This is a genomic window from Algoriphagus sp. Y33 (assembly GCF_014838715.1).
GTDB lineage: Bacteria > Bacteroidota > Bacteroidia > Cytophagales > Cyclobacteriaceae > Algoriphagus.
Window position 1 is genome coordinate 5,950,071 of record NZ_CP061947.1, and the last position, 19,043, is coordinate 5,969,113.

18 protein-coding genes are annotated in these 19,043 nt (G+C 41.5%); 6 read left to right on the forward strand and 12 right to left on the reverse strand.

What is annotated here, in order from left to right; translation table 11 throughout:
- Positions 1-3 precede the first annotated feature (3 nt).
- The 5 genes from yajC to ID165_RS24535 all read right to left on the reverse strand — a co-directional run bounded on the left by yajC (position 4) and on the right by ID165_RS24535 (position 3,673).
- The gene (yajC, locus tag ID165_RS24515) at positions 4-321 is read right to left on the reverse strand and encodes a preprotein translocase subunit YajC (RefSeq protein WP_192348017.1); all 318 of its coding nucleotides are present in this window, start codon (positions 319-321) and stop codon (positions 4-6) included.
- Between the two features lie 2 nt (positions 322-323).
- Complete coding sequence (locus tag ID165_RS24520) at positions 324-866, reverse strand: DUF1573 domain-containing protein (protein WP_192348018.1); 543 nt, start codon at positions 864-866, stop codon at positions 324-326.
- A 97-nt stretch (positions 867-963) separates the two neighbouring features.
- On the reverse strand, positions 964-1,266 hold the full coding sequence (locus ID165_RS24525; RefSeq protein WP_192348019.1) for a YtxH domain-containing protein: 303 nt from the start codon (positions 1,264-1,266) through the stop codon (positions 964-966).
- A 7-nt stretch (positions 1,267-1,273) separates the two neighbouring features.
- A complete protein-coding gene (nusB, locus tag ID165_RS24530) occupies positions 1,274-2,458 on the reverse strand; it encodes a transcription antitermination factor NusB (protein ID WP_192348020.1) in 1,185 nt (394 codons plus the stop codon).
- A gap of 114 nt (positions 2,459-2,572) precedes the next feature.
- Positions 2,573-3,673 (reverse strand): Glu/Leu/Phe/Val dehydrogenase, encoded by a 1,101-nt coding sequence (locus ID165_RS24535; RefSeq protein ID WP_192348021.1) that lies wholly within the window; start codon positions 3,671-3,673, stop codon positions 2,573-2,575.
- Positions 3,674-3,818: 145 nt separating this feature from the next.
- Between ID165_RS24535 and ID165_RS24540 the strand changes: the two genes are divergently transcribed.
- Both ID165_RS24540 and ID165_RS24545 read left to right on the forward strand, forming a co-directional pair.
- Positions 3,819-5,606 (forward strand): ABC transporter ATP-binding protein, encoded by a 1,788-nt coding sequence (locus ID165_RS24540; protein WP_192348022.1) that lies wholly within the window; start codon positions 3,819-3,821, stop codon positions 5,604-5,606.
- Positions 5,607-5,697: 91 nt separating this feature from the next.
- Entirely contained in the window at positions 5,698-6,015 is a 318-nt protein-coding gene (locus ID165_RS24545; RefSeq protein WP_192348023.1) for a hypothetical protein, read from the forward strand.
- A 236-nt stretch (positions 6,016-6,251) separates the two neighbouring features.
- Here the strand turns inward: ID165_RS24545 and ID165_RS24550 are convergent, their stop codons facing one another.
- The 7 genes from ID165_RS24550 to hemW all read right to left on the reverse strand — a co-directional run bounded on the left by ID165_RS24550 (position 6,252) and on the right by hemW (position 14,230).
- Positions 6,252-7,619, reverse strand: a complete 1,368-nt coding sequence (locus ID165_RS24550) for a peptidylprolyl isomerase (protein WP_192348024.1) — start codon at positions 7,617-7,619, stop codon at positions 6,252-6,254.
- A 52-nt stretch (positions 7,620-7,671) separates the two neighbouring features.
- Positions 7,672-9,672 carry a peptidylprolyl isomerase gene (locus ID165_RS24555; protein WP_192348025.1) on the reverse strand — a complete coding sequence of 667 codons (2,001 nt, stop codon included), beginning with the start codon at positions 9,670-9,672 and terminating at the stop codon, positions 7,672-7,674.
- Positions 9,673-9,759: 87 nt separating this feature from the next.
- Positions 9,760-10,161 (reverse strand): ATP-binding protein, encoded by a 402-nt coding sequence (locus ID165_RS24560; RefSeq protein ID WP_225586890.1) that lies wholly within the window; start codon positions 10,159-10,161, stop codon positions 9,760-9,762.
- A 13-nt stretch (positions 10,162-10,174) separates the two neighbouring features.
- Entirely contained in the window at positions 10,175-10,507 is a 333-nt protein-coding gene (locus tag ID165_RS24565; RefSeq protein WP_192348027.1) for an STAS domain-containing protein, read from the reverse strand.
- Between the two features lie 3 nt (positions 10,508-10,510).
- The gene (locus ID165_RS24570; protein ID WP_192348028.1) at positions 10,511-12,589 is read right to left on the reverse strand and encodes a SpoIIE family protein phosphatase; all 2,079 of its coding nucleotides are present in this window, start codon (positions 12,587-12,589) and stop codon (positions 10,511-10,513) included.
- Between the two features lie 117 nt (positions 12,590-12,706).
- Entirely contained in the window at positions 12,707-13,018 is a 312-nt protein-coding gene (locus ID165_RS24575) for a DUF721 domain-containing protein (RefSeq protein WP_192348029.1), read from the reverse strand.
- A gap of 18 nt (positions 13,019-13,036) precedes the next feature.
- Positions 13,037-14,230 (reverse strand): radical SAM family heme chaperone HemW, encoded by a 1,194-nt coding sequence (gene hemW, locus ID165_RS24580; protein ID WP_370539718.1) that lies wholly within the window; start codon positions 14,228-14,230, stop codon positions 13,037-13,039.
- On the opposite strand from hemW, the gene ID165_RS24585 reads away from it, so the two are divergent.
- The 4 genes from ID165_RS24585 (at position 14,229) to ID165_RS24600 (ending at position 18,896) form a co-directional block, all read left to right on the forward strand.
- Positions 14,229-15,908 (forward strand): BamA/TamA family outer membrane protein, encoded by a 1,680-nt coding sequence (locus ID165_RS24585; RefSeq protein WP_192348030.1) that lies wholly within the window; start codon positions 14,229-14,231, stop codon positions 15,906-15,908. The two genes, hemW and ID165_RS24585, sit on opposite strands and share 2 nt — an antisense overlap.
- Positions 15,909-15,910: 2 nt before the next feature.
- Entirely contained in the window at positions 15,911-17,032 is a 1,122-nt protein-coding gene (locus tag ID165_RS24590; RefSeq protein WP_192348031.1) for a DUF4271 domain-containing protein, read from the forward strand.
- A 32-nt stretch (positions 17,033-17,064) separates the two neighbouring features.
- On the forward strand, positions 17,065-17,838 hold the full coding sequence (locus tag ID165_RS24595) for a uroporphyrinogen-III synthase (RefSeq protein ID WP_192348032.1): 774 nt from the start codon (positions 17,065-17,067) through the stop codon (positions 17,836-17,838).
- A gap of 77 nt (positions 17,839-17,915) precedes the next feature.
- Positions 17,916-18,896, forward strand: coding sequence for a type IX secretion system membrane protein PorP/SprF (locus ID165_RS24600; RefSeq protein ID WP_192348033.1), 981 nt, complete (start codon positions 17,916-17,918; stop codon positions 18,894-18,896).
- Positions 18,897-19,043 lie beyond the last annotated feature (147 nt).

Consider the following 19,043-nt stretch of genomic DNA (forward strand, 5'->3'; position numbering starts at 1 on the left):
AATTTATTTTTTAGGTTCTGGCTTTCTGGAGAAGTCTAAGGAGATAGCAGACTTTTCTACTTTTACTTTAAGACCCCGATCAAGTTCCATTAGTACGACATCGCCTTCTACGGAACTTACTTTACCATGGAGTCCGCCTATAGTGACTACCTCATCCCCTTTTTTTATTTCTTCAATAAATTTCTTGCTTTCCTTTTGTTTCTTCTGCTGAGGTCTGATCATGAAGAAATACATGATCAAAATGATAGAACCAAAAAGGAAAACCTGTCCTAAAATTCCGCCACCACCTGCGGCAGCTTGAGCTAATACTGTAGAAATCATAATTATCGTTTAACCGGGCCTACTGGTGCGGCCGCGCCTGCAATTTTTGGGGTTACTGTGCCTTTTAGTCTGAGCCTAGTAACATTCGGGTTGGTATTAGCTTGGATGCTTACCGTAGGAGCCTGAGCACCTGACTTATTAGCGGAGTTGAAAACTACTTTAACAAAACCTTCTTCACCGGGCTTCACCGGAGTCTTGGTCCAGTCAGGACTGGTACACCCACACGAAGCGGTAATGTTGGAGATCACCAATGGAGCTTGTCCATTATTTGTAAATTTGAATAGATGCTCTACTACTTGGCCTTCTTTGACGGTTCCGAAGTCGTACTCCATTTCCGGAAATCCAAATGCACCTAAGGTAGCAGGATCGGCTGCCTGAGTTGCCTGTGCATTTACTGGAGTCACTGCGGTATTGCCGGTTTCCATTTGGGCTATTTTATCTTCAAGAGCCTTGATCTTGTCATCCTGATCGCTTTTTTGGTTACATGAAGTTCCCAAGGCAAGCATGACGGAAAACACCGCCATATTCATTACGTTGATTTTCATTTGTTTATTTTTTGGTTTTCAGTGGTCATTACCTGTCTCGCTAGATCGATTATCATTCCTCAGTGGAGTGAACACGCCACGTTCGATCTCATATTGATTAGTTATTTCCTTGATTGATTTGATCTATTAACTTGTTGACGTCACTAAGCAAGTTTTCAGCCTTGTTTTTTGCTTCGGATATAACACGTTTACCTTCAGTCTTTGCTTCATTTAAGTGCATTTCCTTACCGTCTACCAAATCGTCAATCAATTCTTCCAACTCTTTCTTGTACTTTGAAAGTTTGAAAGTAAGGCGATCACGGGTGTTTGTTCCTGTGTCAGGTGCAAAAAGTACTCCAATTGCTGCGCCTGCGCCTGCGCCGATTAGGAATGCGATGAGTGAATTACTGCTCTTGCTCATAGTTATATTATTTATTGTCCAATAGTCCTCTACCGCTCTTACGGATTTCTCCGATATCGGTTAACTCTTTTGCCATCACATCCAACAAACCATTGACAAATTGCTTGCTTTTGGGTGTGCTGTAGGTTTTAGAGATGTCTATATACTCGTTAATACTTACTTTGACAGGGATGCTTGGGAAATTCTTCATTTCCGCTATCGCCATCGAGATGATCACTTTATCTGTAAATGCGAGCCTGTCAATGTCCCAGTTTTTGGTCTTTTGAGTAATAAGAGCCTTGCTCTTGGCATCATTTTCAATGGTGAAGTTAAAGATATTTTGAAAGAACTCCTTATCCTCGTCCCAGTTCATCGCAATCTCGGGCATTTCGTTTTCGTTTTCTTCATTGAGGTTGGCCGCATTTTTCAATACTTTGGACGCCAAGCTTCTTACTACTGATTTGTCTTCTGTCCAGTTGAGGTCTTTTTCAGAAAAGAAATTTAAGATCACATCATTTTTGAAAAGCACTTTTTTCAGCAAATTATCCACTAAATCAAAATCCTGCTCAGCGGTGGGGTTTTCCAGTTCAAGATATGCTTGATAGTGCTCTGAAGGTTTTATATAGTCTCTAAACCATTCTCTGATTTCCAGTTCCACGTCATTTAAATTGACATTGTTTCTGGCGATGGCAGTTCGGTAATAATCTGATTCGCGTAGAGAAGCCAATACCTGGTTGTTTGGGAAGTTCAGTTCGTTCCCAAAGCCCACCGGATTGTTGCCCGCAAATTTCTTTTTCTTTTCAATCTCTTTCTCCACATGCTTTGCAAATGCCTGCAGTAGCTCAATTGCCAATAAATACAACTGGGGGATTCGCTCAGCAGATACCACCATATTCTTTAGCAGAAACTGATGATCCTTTTCGTTTGCCTCGTGATACCTTTTCAATGCATCCAATACCACCTGTTTTACTTTGCGGCTTGCCTCGCTAGACTTGAGTAAGTCCTTTGAGGTAAGGTTTTGTTCAAACAGTTTTATTGCTTCCTCTGCTTCTTTGTTAAGTGCGGATTTATCCTGCACTTCCATGCTATTTAAATCTGGTAAAAATGAGGTTCGGATAAAATCTTTTGCAAGGTTGAAATTGGAACCCTTGCACTGTTCGTATGCATATAGGTTTTGGAAAGCTTTTACTCTTAGTATTCTTCTGTTTAGCATGTCTTCGAAATGAGTTACAAATATAGGTAATTTGATGTGGCTATCATCTAGTTGGATGGGACAAAAAAACCACCGAAAGTCATTTCCGGTGGTTTCGATAGGGGTGCCGCCTAATTAGAAAGAAAGCTTCACTCTTCCGATGGCGTCTATTCTTGCTTTCGCTGTCTCGATAGCAGCTTGCTGCGCAGGGATATTTTCCTTTTCGGATTTATTCAGAATATCCAAGCAAGTATCGTATATTTTCTCCGTTTGCTTGTAGACAGTCTCCCTGTTATAGCCGCCAAAGTACTCTGCTCCAACGTTGATGACACCTCCTGCATTGATAAGAAAGTCGGGTGCATACACGATCCCTTTTTCTATCAAAATACGGCCGTGCTTAGCTTCATCCTTCAGTTGGTTATTGGCACCCCCGGCGATCACGGCGCATTTCAGACGGTCTATGGTCTCATCATTGATGGTGGCTCCCAATGCACATGGGGAATAGATGTCCATCTCTAAGTCGTATATCACATTTGGATCAACGGGATGTGCCCCAGTTACTTTTGCCACAGCCAGGAGCTTGTCTTCGAAGATATCCGTTACCAATACGGTGGCACCTTCTTTCACCAAGTGCTCTATCAAGTATTTACCCACCTGACCCACACCTTGTACACCGATTCGCTTTCCTTCTAGGGAATCTGAGCCAAATGCTTTTTTTGTTGCTGCTTTGATTCCCATATACACGCCATAAGCAGTGACAGGGGAAGGATCGCCCCCTCCGCCTTTGATCTCAGGAAGACCCGTAACATGGCGGGTTTCCATCCCGATGTATTCCATGTCAGAAGTGTTCATGTTTACATCCTCAGCTGTCACATACCTTCCGCCAAGACTTTGGACAAATCTGCCAAAACGTCTGAGAAAGGCTTCATTTTTCAGTTTTGGATCTCCCAAAATTACTGCCTTACCGCCGCCCAGATTCAATCCCGCCAGTGCGTTTTTGAATGTCATCCCTCTGGAAAGACGAAGAACGTCTGTAATTGCTTCCTCTTCAGAAGCATAAGGCCACATACGGGTTCCTCCCAATGCAGGCCCCAAGGTGGTGTTGTGAATTCCGATCAATGCCTTTAGGCCGGTTGCTTCATCATTGCAGATCACTAGTTGCTCGTGATCCATAGTGGTGATTTGGCCAAAGATCGAACTTTCACGTACTGTTTCGGTAGCTTTAATCTCTAACATGTGAACTTAGCTTTTTAGAATGTGTTATATTTGGGTACTTCTTTTGAAAATAGCCGATACAAAATTAAATGCTTTTATTGGCCTTCAAAGGATTAATATACCCAGTTTTCCTAATCTATTTCCTTCATTTTAAAATTTTTATTTGGTGAAACCACTTTGGCGACTCAATAAGTATTTGTACAAATACAAGGGCTTGATCCTTTTGGGGATAGTTTTTACGCTTATTTCAAACATTTTCGTAATTATTCCTGCACAACTGGTCAGACTTTCAATAGATTATGTGGTTGAAAGTTTTTCTATTTATCGGCCTCTGGTTCAGGGCGGAATGGGGAGTCAGGCACAGGATGTTTTTCTGAAATTTGTCGTTGTCTTCGGTGTTTTGATCTTAGTAATGGCGTTGCTAAGAGGAATTTTCTTGTTTTTCATCAGACAGACCCTCATCATCATGTCCAGAAAGGTGGAGTACGACATGAAAAATGAGATCTATGATCACTACCAAAAACTTCCGCTGAGTTTCTACAGGAAGAATAGCACGGGCGATTTGATGGCCAGAATCACCGAAGACGTAAGCCGGGTACGCATGTACTTGGGACCTGCAATCATGTATGGGTTGAATCTCTTGATTCTCTTTCCGATGGTGATTTCTTATATGATCACCGTCAACCCACTGCTCACGCTCTATGTACTACTGCCTCTTCCAATACTTTCTCTGAGTATATATTACGTCAATAATATGATCAATGAGCGTTCTGAGAAGATTCAGCGTAGTCTAAGTGGGCTTAGTACATTCGTTCAGGAGGCTTTTTCAGGAATCCGAGTGCTAAAAGCTTTCGTGAGAGAAAGTGACAGTGTCAACGATTTTGCCACGGCAAGTGAAGACTATAAGATTAAGTCTATAAACTTGACCCGGGTGAATGCTTTGTTCTTTCCAATAATAATGGCTTTGGTAGGAATATCTACCATAATCACAGTTTATGCAGGCGGTCTTCAGGTGATCAGCGGAGAAATAGGCTATGGAGTAATTGCGGAATTTATACTTTATGTGAATATACTGACCTGGCCCGTGACGTCTTTGGGATGGGTGACAAGTATTGTGCAGCGGGCAGCAGCTTCTCAGACTAGGATCAATGAATTTTTGGATGAAAAGAATGATATTATCAGTACAAATAAGGTTCAGACTGATATTCGTGGAACAGTGGATGTAGAGCATGTGTCTTTTGTATATCCTGATTCGGGTATTCTGGCGCTGAAGGATGTCAGCTTTCAGATCAAAGAAGGGCAGACGCTGGGTATTATAGGAACTACAGGATCGGGGAAATCGACTATCGCTAACCTGTTAATGCGTATGTACGATCCTACAAGCGGAGTAATCAAAATTGACGGTCATTCGATAGATGCATTTTCCATATCCGATCTGCGAAGACAGATCGGATATGTGCCTCAGGATGTATTCTTATTTTCTGACAGTATAGGGAATAATATAGCTTTTGGAATAGAAGAATCGGATCCAAAGATCATTGAGCAGGCGGCGAAGGATGCTGATGTCTATCAAAACATCGTAGAATTTCCTAAAGGGTTTGAAACTATGCTGGGAGAGCGGGGAATAACGCTGTCCGGAGGGCAGAAGCAGCGGGTTTCCATTGCAAGAGCGATTGCCAAAGAACCAAAAATCCTCATTTTGGATGACTGCCTTTCCGCAGTGGATACCAAGACGGAGAACGTGATATTGACGGCACTTAAGAAGATTATGCAAAACAGAACTTCTATCATTATTTCGCATCGGGTATCTTCAGCCAAGTTGGCAGACCAGATTATTGTATTGGATGATGGTAAGGTTATCGAGCGGGGAAACCACACCTCACTGATGGAGCAGAAAGGTGTATATGCTGAGCTATATGAAAAGCAGACAAGGGGTGAATCTGTTGATAATTAAGGTTTTTGATTCATAGTTATCCGTAAGTAATAAGCATTCAAGAAAAAGTATTTAACTTGATGTACATCAGTTCATCAAACCTGCATTAGTCATGGAAGAAAAGAAATCCACCAGTCAAGACATAGAAAAGGTACTCAAGGAAATTGGAGAGAAAATAGAAGAGCTAGTCCAAAAAGGTGCCGATGCGGGATCGGAAGCCAAGGACGAAATCGAAAAGAAGATCAAGGAACTGAAAGAGAATAAGACCTCGCTGGAAGCTGAATTTAAAAAAGGTAAGGAGATTTTAGAACGTGAGTTTAAGGAACGATCTAGTGATTTTAAACCCAAATTTGAAGAATCTAAGGGCTTGTTTAAAGATGGACTTAAACAGATCATTTTGGCCGTCAAGACGCTTTTTGAAAAGAAATAAAAAATGCCCGAGTATTTCTCGGGCATTATCTGGATATCTAGTATGATGACCTCCGTGGACACGGTTTGGTAATTTTCTATTACATTTTTTTAAATGTATATCCGCTTTTCTGCCAGTAAAGTGAATAAAGCATTATAGGATTTGGTCAAGGATAGCATCGAGGCCACTTTGCTCATCAGACAGGATGAGCAAAGAAATTTTGGCTACTGACAATCATTGCGGGTAATCATATTTTTCTATTTCTCTCCCAGCGCATTGCACTTATCGTAGGCGGGATCCAAGTCAATGAAAATATCTTCTTTGGCTGTGATAAACCACTTGCTAAGAAGGTCATCTTCTTTTTTGCGAAGGGCAGCAGCTTTTAGCTTTTCGTAATCATCCTCCATATTTGCACGGTGTGCCGGGTACTTTGCTTTGTAGTACAGTATTCGGACTTTGGTCCCTTCCCTTGGATCCTCGAATCGCATAGGCTTAGTCATATCACCGACCTGCATGGTATCTATGGTAAAGAAAAGTAACGGATCTTCCAGTGTTCTTAAGGATAGGCGGTTTGAATTAGTAGCAGGGTCTGTAAAAAAACCACCATTGTCAGAAGTACTTCTGTCGTCGGAGAAGTCTTTTGCAGCTTTGGCAAAATCCAGTCTTCCAGCTTCTATTTCAGTTTTAAGGCTGTCAAGGTATCTTTCTGCTTTTTCTATATCCGCCTGGGCAGCTTTAGGAATTCTCAAAATGTGCCTGGTGTTGAAGGAACCGTCATTACGTCTTTCAAGTAACTGAATCAGATGTACACCAAAGTCAGTTTCTACCGGGTCGCTCAATTCTCCGGGTTTCAATGCCAATGCTGTCGCTTCGTACTCAGGGGCTAATTCACCTCTTCGGAAAAAACCTAAATCTCCACCCTGAGCTCCAGATCCGGGATCTTCGGAATATTTTTTTGCCAGCTCCGCAAAGTCAGCATTGCCTTCTCCAATATCTTTCTTGAATTGATTTAGCTGATTGAAGATGTCATCTTTAGTCTGGGGATTTACTTCAGGTTTTATCACAATCTGGCCTACTGTGGCTTCAGAAGTGAACAGGGGCAAAGAGTCTTTGGGGATGCTGTTGTAGAATTGCCGCACGTCATTTGGAGATACCGTCAATCCTTCGGTGACTTGGCTTCTCATTCGTTGTACGATCAACTGTTCTTTGATCACATCCTCGATTTCTGACTTAAGTTGATCTGAAGTTTTACCATATGCTTGCACAAGGGTCTCCTCGTCTCCTCCAAACTGCTGCATCACCATGCTGAATCGCTGCTCGGTCTGAAGCATCACTTCTGCATCGGTGACAATGACTGAATCGACCTCTGCTTTGGCCACCATCAGTTTATTGATCATCAATGATTCAAATACTTGACATCTGGTAGGAGCGATCTGTCCCTGCTGATTTTGGGAAATAGCTTCTATATAAGCTTTTTGCACATCTGATTCAAGGAGAATGTAATTGTCCACTTTAGCCACTATTTTGTCAAGAACCTGGCCTGTTGGTGGGGTTTCCTGTGCAAATGATGCGGTGATCAGCAAACTGGCTATTAGAGTGAATGTGAGTCGGTTTAGCAATTTCATGGATGTTTTTCCATCTCTTGATCCTATGGAGACGGTTTTCTTTTGTGAATTATTATTGATTCAATGCTATGAAAGTTTCTTCTTTAGCTTTGGGGTTGATTTTAATCGGGTATTTTTTCCGCAATGATTCAACGAGATTTTTATCCAAATATTCCTGATAATCCCGTATGATCAATCCGCGTGTTTCTTCGAAATTCTTTGGTCCCGGTTTAATCTTTTCTCCAATGACGACGATATGCAAATGTCCATTAGCCTCAATTTCTTGATAATCTTCGTTCAAGTTGGCTTTTGACAAAACGGGGTGCTCACTGTATTCTATGATCCCGGTTTCTGTTTGGTAGGCCAACGAATTGGAGCTATCATAGCTACTTTCGAAAGAGGCGATAAGTTCATCCGAAAGAGATTTACCTTGAAGCAGCTTACGGGCAGCATCCAGCTGGGACATATCCAGAATTTTGATGATGTAGGCATTTACCCGTCCTTTCCACTGATAATCTGTGATGTTTTTTTCGTAAAACGCTTTTTGCGCCACAGTATCCAAAAGACCTTTCTGCCAGACCTGTTCATTCATGAGTGAAAACAGCAAAATACCATCTCTGTATTCTTTCAAAAGCATACGGTATTCTTTGTTGTTGGCTGCCAAATCTGCCTCTTCAGCGTGGTTTAATTCTGATGCTGCAAATCGTTCATACCACGCATCAAAGGTTCCTGATTTACTTTTAAGGCTAATTTCTTCTTCGGCCATATAATCAGCCAGATCCTTAGTGATATAGCTTTTCCCCTGAAGAGTAAAGAGTTGGTCTTCTGCCAGATTCTTTTCGGAGATTGCCAAGATAAAATCATTTTTGGTCGTGTTGTTCAATTCTGCCCTAAGCTTGGCTACATTCCCTTCATTTTCGTCAAAATTGTATCGGGACTTTTGAATTGCCATTACCTGGGATTGAATCATAGTGGAGCGTGAATCCCTTAAAATTCTAGAGCGTATATTCTCTTCCATTGCTTCAAAGCTTTCTAATGCCTTTCTGCCTTCCAGTCTTAGGATATGATATCCATATCTGGTTCGCACCGGAGGAGATACTTCACCTACTTCAGTTAATGAAAATGCTGCCATTTCAAATTCCGGAATCATCGATCCTACACTAAACCACGGCAGCATCCCACCTTTTTGGCTACTGGCAGGGTCTTCAGAATATTTTTTTACAATATCCTCCCAGACGGTACTTTCTTTTTGTATCTCGTTATAGATGTCAGCGACTTTTCGCTTTGCGAGATCCTCGGTATTTGGCGTATTCTCGTCGATTCTTACCAAGATATGCGAAACATGTACTTGCCCGGGATTGGGTTGGCGATCTTTTACATAAATAATGTGGTAACCAAAGCTTGTCATCACAGGGTCAGAAACCTGTCCTGGCTGAAGGGAGAAGGCAGCATCTTCGAATGGCTGCACCATCTGAAGAGCTGTGAAATAGCCTAGATCACCCTTGTTGACTTGGGCAGAGGGATCGTCCGAATATTCTAAGGCAAGCTCATTGATGCTACCGCCTTTTTGTACTTCCTCTTTTATTTTCAAAGCCATGCGAAGGACGATCAGACTATCTTCCTTACCGGCATTAGGTGGGAATTTGAGAAGAACGTGACTGGCACGGATAATATCCTGCATTCTAGCGTAAGCTTTTCTTAATTCCCCTTCTTCCAGAGAGTTCCGGATTAGGAATGGGGCTTTGAGATTTTCCCGGAAAGATTCGAACTCTCGGAGAAATTCCTCCGACTGATCAAGCCCTAGGGCTTCTGCCTCTCTTACTTTTAGCTTGTAATTAATAAAAAGATCAAGATTCTCATCAAATTCCTCTCTGGACATACCGGGAGTGCCAGGCTCAGATTTATTCCCTTTAGAAAGCAAATAGATCAATTCATCCTTGTCCACGGTCTGGCCTCCTATAGTCAATAGTGGGTCATCCTGCACCGATGCTTGAACGAAAGCCATCGCAGCTACGGAAGACTCAAATGCTAGTAGGAGGGTGAATATAAATGCCGAAATGGTTCGGTTTGTCATGTGTTAAATGGCAGAATTTGAATGCAATTTTACAAATTTATTACGATTTCAAGTCAAATGTCCCGAATACTAAGCATTTAACAAGAATTAGGACTGAAACCATTTGATCAGCCGGCAGGTATTTGTGCCTTTGCTGGATTCGAACTCGATTTCGTCCATTATCTTCTTGACCAAAATTATGCCTAATCCCCCTTTTCTCTTTTCCCCTTTTACTTTATTTAGGTCTGGAACCTCATAATCAAGCATGTTAAATGCCTGTCCTTGATCTGTTATTTCAAAAATCAATTTGCCGGGATTTCGTTTGATTTTGAGCTGGATGTAATCCAGTGCATTGCACTTGTGGGAGTGGATGATCAGATTGGCACATACCTCTTCTACCGCCAGTGTGACCTGGTGGCGGTCGATGTCAGACATATGCAGTTCTCCCAAGGTCTTCTTCAAAAAGACCCGCAACTCTGAGAGTGCTGCTGTTTGACAGGATATTTTCATCTGATGTTTCATTTCAGGTAAGCAGTGCTGATTTTTTGTCAGGATAAATGCGGATTAACTGGTCTAAGCCCAAAATTTTGAATACTTCAAACACGCGGTCGGAAAGTGAATATATTTTCAGGTCGATTTCTTTTTCCTGAAAATCTTCCAGATAGGACATGAATACGCCCAATCCCGCGGAAGAAATATATTCCAGTCCCGCCCCATCTACCAAGATAGACCTACTGCCACCGGAGACCATTTTTGTGATCGCCTCGTCCAGTATTACAGAGTTGCTGGCATCCACTTCGCCTTTGAGCAGCAAAATGTCATGTCCGTTTTCTTGTTGGGTTTCTATCGTTAGCATTTTTCAGCAATCATTATTTTGTTCGGTAAATTTCACCACCATAATGGAATAATCGTCGTCAATCAACCCATCGCCACCAACAAAGGCATGCAAGGAATCTATCATTTGTGTCTGAATTTCCAGCGGATTTAGTTCGTGATAAACTTCTAATAAAGTTCTGATGCGGTCATAACCGAATTGATGGGATTTTTCGTTTTTTGCTTCTACTATACCATCGGTAAATAGCACCAGCACATCACCTGACTGATAGGTAAATGTCTTTTCCACAACGTGTTTTTCATACTGCATGTTTCTTAAAATACCCAAACCCAGCCCATCTATCTCCAAATAGGCAGATTTGTTCTGTTTTTTCTGATGAAAAAGAGTCGGAACATGTCCGGCACGTGAATGGCAGATGGTTTGTTTTGCAGTGTTGATGATGAAAATCGAAGCGGTGATGAAATGGTTTCTTTCCAGGCATCTACTCAATGCTGCATTGGCCTTGATCATAAAATCTGAAGGGCTGAGATTCAGTTGAATGAGGCTTTGGAAAATTCCTTTCATCTGAGACATATGAAAAGCCGCAGAAGTTCCTTTTCCTGACACATCTCCAATAATCAATACATAGCGATCCTCGTCCAGCTTAAACGTGTCGTAATAATCACCTCCCACTTCATCAGCAGCATGGGAGTAGGCACAAATGTCAAAGAACTGATTATGATCCAATTTGGTGGGAAGCAGCGCTTTTTGTACTCGTTGAGCTATTTTTAATTCCTCTTGATAGCGCTCGTTGAGTATAGCCTGATTGAGCAATCGATGATTTTCTACCGCAATACAGGCTTGTCTGCCAAATGTGCTGATGATGTTCAACATTTCTTTATTGAAACCATCACGGACCTCTTTGCACAGTACTATTTTTCCAATCACAGATTTGTTGATTACCAAAGGAACCAACAGTACCGATTCAAACTTCGGATGGGTTAGCCTGAGACTGATTGGACTTAGGTTGTCAGGGCGCTTTTCGGCAGCCCATTCTTGGACAGTCTTCTGTTGTTGGATTAGATCCGAAATTTCTTCTCTGGTTTTTCTGTCGATAAAGCGTTCTTGGAAAATACCGCCGGGAAACTCTTCGCTGGTCATCGCCAGCCAGGCGGCATCCGCATACGCTGCACTCATGCAGGAATCCATCAGAATGTCCAGTACTTGTTCCTCGTTTTCTTCCGGCTGAATGGATTGACTCAGGCGCTGGAAGTTGATCGCCTCTGTCAGCTTTTGTTCAAAGACCGAAGAAGTGGGAAGATTAAAGAGGGTTACAAGGAAACTGAGGACAGCATAAATCAACACAAACCAAAACAATGAGATCAGGAATAAATTCCACGTCAAATTCACGGGATAGACCCTTTCGCTTTCATGGGAGAAAGTGTACCATAACAAATAACCGATAGATGCTATAATTACGGCTAGAAAAAGCAGGGATTTCCACTTCTCCTTGAAGGTCAAATAAGGAATCCATTTCAAATTGGTGGAGAGTATTACTGCCAATATTCCCAGAAGAACCAGCCCAAAGAAGAAAGGGTATTCGTTTGCCCCCCTATCAAAAAACACGAGAAACATCGCAATCAACATGGCTATTTCGTAAGCCTGCCATTGTTTGACTACACGCTTGGTTTTTTGATAAAGGATAAGGTGCTGCCAAAGAAGAGACGTGGAGATCAAAAATATCGTCAACAACCCGAAACGAACGTGATAAAAGAAGGTTTGAAGAAAGGGCTCTGTGGAAAGCTTGCTTTCTCCCAGCGAACTATAAAACAATTCAATGATAATATAAACAGCCACTGCAAAAATCCCGGTGGATGCCCCTCTCCATATGAGATTCAGGAAATCACTTTGAGAGCTTTTTACGATTGAGTATTTATAAAAACCATAGACGGTTATGTAGAAAAGTGTTTGCAGAATCCAGGTGAACTCTACAGCAATTCCCGAATCCAATTGATTGAGAACTCCAAAAAGTCTGACCAAATTCACAAACAGCAAAGCAAGCCATACCAGGATGGCGAGCAACAAGCTTAGCTTTCCGATATGGATTGGTGGTAGTTTGATCATGAATGTGCTTCCACAATAATACTCATTCAGATTGGAAAATTTTGAAAGAGGGTGACTTACTCAGTATGGGGAGGTGTTAAAAAGTCTAAATTCATAAGACAGCAAAGAATCCCTAAACTACATACAGACCAAATCCTCGATCACTCCAGCTCCGTACCTCTCGTCGATCAGTACAAGTACTTTGCTTTTATTCATTAATAATTCCTTTTTAACCGGTCCTGAGCTTAATTTCACGAAGAGTTTTTTGTCCCGGATAAATACAGAGGTGGTTCGGTCTGCAATGGTTTTTCCCACTAGATCTGGCCAATCGTGAACCAAAGACTTTTCTCTGAATTTACCTTCCAAACGATAGGCTTTTAGCAGATCATTGAAAGCTGACTCCAACGGTGCCACTTCCTTCTTTCTACTGAAATATCCATCCTTACTCATAGGTCTACTGGTCTTGTCTTAAAAGAAAAGTGCCGCTGCAATGCTATCCGCAAGGAGTTTTCCACTTTTGCTCAAAGATAGGTTTTTATCCTTCCAAATCAGCCAACCCTCACGATCCATCTGATCCAAGATGGATTTTTTGGAAGCTAAGAGGTCTTTACTGAAATCTTTGTGGATAACTCCAAGATCTATTCCCCACAGAGTCCGCAAGCCAGTAAGTATATATTCGTTTAATCGCTCCTCATCAGAAAGGTTATCCACAGCGAATGGAATTGTCCCGTCTTCCAGGTTTTTCAGGTATAGTGAATTGTTTGAAGGATTTGCCCCTCTGTTTTTCCCGTCAAAAGAATGAGCACTGGGCCCCACGCCTAAATAAGGTACGCCTTTCCAGTAGTTTGTGTTGTGCAGGGCAAATTGACCGTGCTTGCCAAAGTTGGATACTTCGTATTGTATGTAGCCGGCTTTGTCACTTAGTTCTTGGAGTATTTCAAATTGCTCTGCCACAAAATCCTCTTCAGCTGGCTGGAATTTTCCTTTTTCAGTCCAGCTGCCAAGTGCAGTTTTGGGTTCTACAGTGAGAGCATAGCTGGAAATATGTCCCGGATTCTGAGCAATTGCTTCGGATAAATCACGCTTCCACAGTTCGTGGGTTGGCTGTGGATAACCATAAATCAGATCCAGACTGAATTTTTCAAATCCAACTTTTCTTGCCTTTTCTATCGCAGATTTAGACTCTTTTGAGCTATGGGCTCGATTGTAGAATTTTAAAACATCCTCGTCGAAACTTTGAATGCCCAGGCTTAGCCGGTCTATGCCCAGACTTTTCCAAGAAAGCAACTTATCCACATCCAAATCGTCCGGGTTTGCTTCAAGAGTCACCTCCCGCCAATCTGAGTTGTAGGTGATTGAAATTTGGTTTAGGATTTTTTCAATCAGTTGCGGTTGTAGAAGAGAGGGGGTCCCCCCGCCGAAGTAGATGGTTTCTACAGAGGTCTTTTGAAGGTAATCTGCTCTTAATTTCAATTCACGGCAAATCATTTCGGCCATCTGATCCATGCGTTCCAGATTGGTGCTGAAGTGAAAGTCGCAATAGTGGCAAGCCTGCCTACAAAAAGGAACGTGTATGTATATGCCCGACAAAGTGAATTGTATTATTTTGCAAATATAACCAATCCGATCCAGTCCTTTGAAAACCTTCTTTCTGGCATGCATGCTTTTATTATTTGCCGGAGGAGAAATGTGTAAAGCTCAAAATGCGTATTGGGTACGATGGTCAAGCGAGGATCCGCAACATTATGCGGATTGGGAGGCTTTTACTTCTAGGGCAGCTGGAGATACCTACCTCGATTCTATTCAAAATGTCTTTCAAAATAAAGGTTATCTTAGTCTTTATTTAAAGGAGAAAGTTTCAGTCTCTGATTCTTTACAGGTGCAAATCATTCTCGGAGAGAAATATTTCTGGGAATCAGTTGCTCAGGGAAATGTTCCTGAGGAATTATATGGGGATATTGATACGCTAACCCGTGAGTATGCTTCTGCCTTCAGGTGGATGCAGGATGTAGTCAGAGAAGCAGAGAATATCGGCTATCCTTTTGCCCGGATAAAACTTGATAGCATGCAGAGAAATGGGAATGCGCTTTCTGCTGTTTTTGCATACGATGCCGGACCGCTCATACTTTGGGATAGCTTGGAAGTAGTAGGAAGCGCCAAAACAAGGGGAGGATATATACAGAATATAACCGGAATTAGACCCGGTCAGCCTTTTTCCCAAAAGCAATTGGATGAGGCAAATCAAGTGCTTAGCCGTTCTCCTTATTTTGTACTTACCCGTCCGGCCGAAGTTAATTTCCAGATCAAAAAAGCCCGGCCCATATTTACTTTGCGTGATAGAAATACCAATGTGCTGGATGGGATAATTGGATTGCTGCCCAATGCAAATAAACCGGGTAAAATGCTTATTACAGGACTGTTGGATTTGGAACTGTACCATTTGGGAGGTAAGGGGAGAGATGTGACGTTGCATTGGCAGCGTCTGAACGTAAAGACACAGTCGCTGGACATATCGGCTAAGGAATCGTTTTTGTTCAATTCTCCACTGGATGTCCGGTTGGGGTTTAATTTGCTGAAGCAAGATTCTGCTTTTTTGAACAGGTACTTAAGTTTGGATTTTGGCTATCATCTGAGCACAAAAAGCTACCTGCGTTTTTTCACCGGAAGACAATCCAGTGCTGTCCTCAATACGGAGGTTTTTCGTGATGTGGACGAGCTTCCTGATATAGCAGATTTTCGATGGAATCAGTATGGGGTAGGTTGGATTTGGGATAAACTGGATTCTCCCTATTTTCCAAGACGGGGTTTTTTGCTCAGCGGTGAATTTGCTTTGGGAAATAAGAAGATTCTGGAAAACACTGGATTTCCAAGGAAGGTGTATGCGGAGTTGGAATTGAACAGTCCACAGTATCTGGGAAAGGGTGAAGTAGAGAAGCATGTTTTCATCAAAAAAAACTGGGGAGTATGGATGAAGGCAAGCGGGGGATTCACCCAAAATCAAAATTTGCTCTTGAATGATTTATTTAGATTGGGAGGATTGAAGAGTATTAGAGGCTTCAATGAAAACTTCTTTTTTGCACGATCTTATGGCTACATGAATATGGAGCAGCGGCTTTTTTTTGGGGAAAACTCATTTCTTATGGTTTTTGCTGACTTTGGGATTCTGGAAAACCCGTACTTTGCGCCTGCGCCGGACAAACCTATCTCTTTTGGTGCCGGTATCAATCTTGATACCGGCACCGGTGTCTTTCGATTTATTTACGGAGTCGGAAAATCTAATTTGCAACCTTTACAATTCTCCTATTCTAGGATACATTTTGGCTATTTAGCCAGATTTTGAGTATGAAAAAATTGATCAACAAGTCAATAATTATCCTGTCATTATTTGTACTGACCGGGCACTATGCGTTTTCACAGGTTTTGGAAGATTACAATACAAAATGGGAAGAAGGAGAGCGTGAGACTTGGTTTAGTTCTAACGATAGATTGATGGTGGATCTGGATTTGGAGACTTTTCCATTGGCCCATTTTTCTTTTGAGTTTCCGGATCATTCCGTGGTTTTTGTGGGAGAGAAACTTTGGTTTTTCACGGATCAGGATACTGCATTCACAGCCCAGGTGAGAGAGTTCAGAGAAGAATTTTCGGCGGATAAGGTAAATCTTACAGTTTTCAAAAACGGAATTTCTTCAGAGCAGGCAAGTGTAAAGAAAATCTTAAAATTCCAGGATACTAATTCCGGCGCAGGAGATAGGGTGTTTTTCTCTAAAAGCAGGAATTTTGACAGGCAGAACATCCGTGATTTTTTTGGTGTTGGACTGCTGATTTCGTTATTGTTGATAACACTTTACAAATTGGCTTATCCTTTTATTTTTGAGATAATGATCAAACCCATTTCATTGTTGAATGCGGAAGATTTTTCTGAGAGTGGGAGCTTGCAGAAGTTCTTTTCCATAGATATTTTGTTTTACGTGTTTTTAGTGAATATGCTGTTGTCTTTGGCGATGGTGACCGGGCTTGTTGTGTTCCGTCAAGAATGGTTCGAGGCAAGACTAGAACTGAGCTTTGCTGTACTGATTTCGCTATGGATAGGGGGAGCTTTTCTTCTTTTATTACTTACTATTCTCAAATTTACAGCTATAAAAGCATTGTCATTTTTGTTTGATTTGGGGAAATTGGAATTTCCTCATTTCTTTTATTTGCTTCGTTTGGTGGCTATTACAACTATTGGATTGATAGTGGTCAGTGCTTTTTTTTTATTAAATCAATTTTCAGCTATCAAGACAGCTCTAGAGCTTTCGTTCACGGGCTTTTTCTGGATGTATATTTCAGGTATCCTTGGGTTGTTCCTAATTATGGTGAATAAACTTGGCTTTAAGAAATATCATTTATTTACTTACCTTTGCATCGCAGAATTAGTGCCCTTTTTAATCTTGGCCAAATTGGTGATTGATTTGGGCCATTAATTCCGGAAATCATCAAAAGGAATAATAGAAGCATGAGCGCAGTTACCAAAGACAGGTTTAGACCAGTAAAAAGTATTCTAGTATCTCAACCAGCCCCGGCGGGTGCAAATTCTCCCTATGTACAGCTGGCAGAGAAATATAACCTGAAGATTGACTTTCGTCAGTTTATTAAGGTTGAGCCTGTGGTTCCCAAGGAATTCCGTAAGCAGAAGATTGATATTCTGAAGCATACAGCGGTGATATTCACAAGCCGAAATGCGATAGATCATTTCTTTGCTATCTGTAAGGACTTCAAAATCGAGATGCCTGCGGACATGAAATATTTCTGTATTTCTGACCAAACGGCACATTATCTCCAAAAATATATAGTAATCCGTAAGCGGAAATTATTCGTAGGTCAGAAGACGGCGCAGGACTTATTCGATTATTTCAAAAAGCATAAATCGGAGAAGTATTTATTTCCTTGTTCGGACATTCGGAAAGATGATATCCCGGAATACATGGAGAAGAATGGGATTGCATTTACAGAAGCTATTATTTACCATACATTGGAAGCAGATTTATCTGATTTGGCTGATGTGAAATATGATATTTTAGCTTTTTTCAGTCCATCCGGAATAAAATCCCTTAAGATCAATTTTCCTGATTTTGAACAGGGCAATACGAGGATTGCTGCTTTTGGACCGACCACAGCACAAGCGGTTAGAGATGTGGATTTGATTTTGGATATTGAAGCTCCTATGCCAAATGCCCCAAGTATGACGGGCGCATTGGAACTTTACATTAAAAAGGTGAATAATTTGTAAAACTATAGAATCTAAATCTGTGGTTTTTCAGTTTAAATTCCTACAATAGTTGTTACATTGGACTAAACCACTATACGATGATTCAAGAAGGCCATTCGAAATACTTTTTGAGATATTTCACTCTCTTGTTACTCTTTTTTGAGATTTCTTCGGTGATGGCCCAGCAGGATCCTCAATTTACCCAATACATGTATAATGGCATGTATTATAATCCCGCTTTTGCGGGTAAAGAAGGTGGGTTTAGGTTCTCGGCCCTTCACCGGTCACAGTGGTTGAATTATACTACAAATTCCGGACAGGGAGGAGCGCCTACTACACAATTGATTACAGCCCAAGGAAGAGTGGAGGGAAAGAATATCGGATACGGGCTTACGCTTGTCAATGATCAAATAGGCGCAACGGGGAATTTGGAAATCAATCTGCAGGGAGCCTATCACAAAAAACTCAACAGATCTACATTGAGCTTTGGTGCGTATATAGGGATGTATTCAAGTTCAATAGATTATGGAGAGCTTATAGTGGTGAATCCTGAACCAAATCTTCCGAATTCGGGGAACGAAAGCCAGATTAATTTCAACGTAGGAGCAGGACTTCTATTGGATACACGCGATTACTATATTGGTTTGAGCAGTAGGCATATCAATGAGCCGAACTTCGATTTTGGGGATGGTTCTTATGCAAATCAGTTGAAAAACCATTCGTACTTGTTGTTGGGATATAGATTTAGACCGGTAGGCCCGCTTGCTATTGAGCCTAGTCTACTTTTAAAAACAGTCTCTTTCAATAATTTTTCTTATGAAGTGAGCGTTATTGCTACGCACCAAAATAAGATTAGTGGGGGGATTGGATTTAGAGGTGAGGAATCGGTTTCTTTTATTCTTGGCTACAGTCTTTTAAGAGACAACTCGCTCAAATTGGGCTATGCATTTGACTTAGTCGTTGGTGGCTTGGAAGCCAAATCGCCCACAAGTCATGAGCTGATGCTTCGCTATGCTTTGTCCGATGTAGGCAGAGAAGTGCAGCGTGTAATCCAAAGAACTCCTAGGTTCAGATTTTGAAATTGTCTGAAATAGTGGATTTTGTATTGGATGAGTTTTAACTACAGATTATCATTGTCCCATATTTTGGCAGGTTATTTGCATTATTGTGCCAAATTCAGCTAAATTTCGAATCTTGAAGATACTTTACACAGCGTAATTATTTGA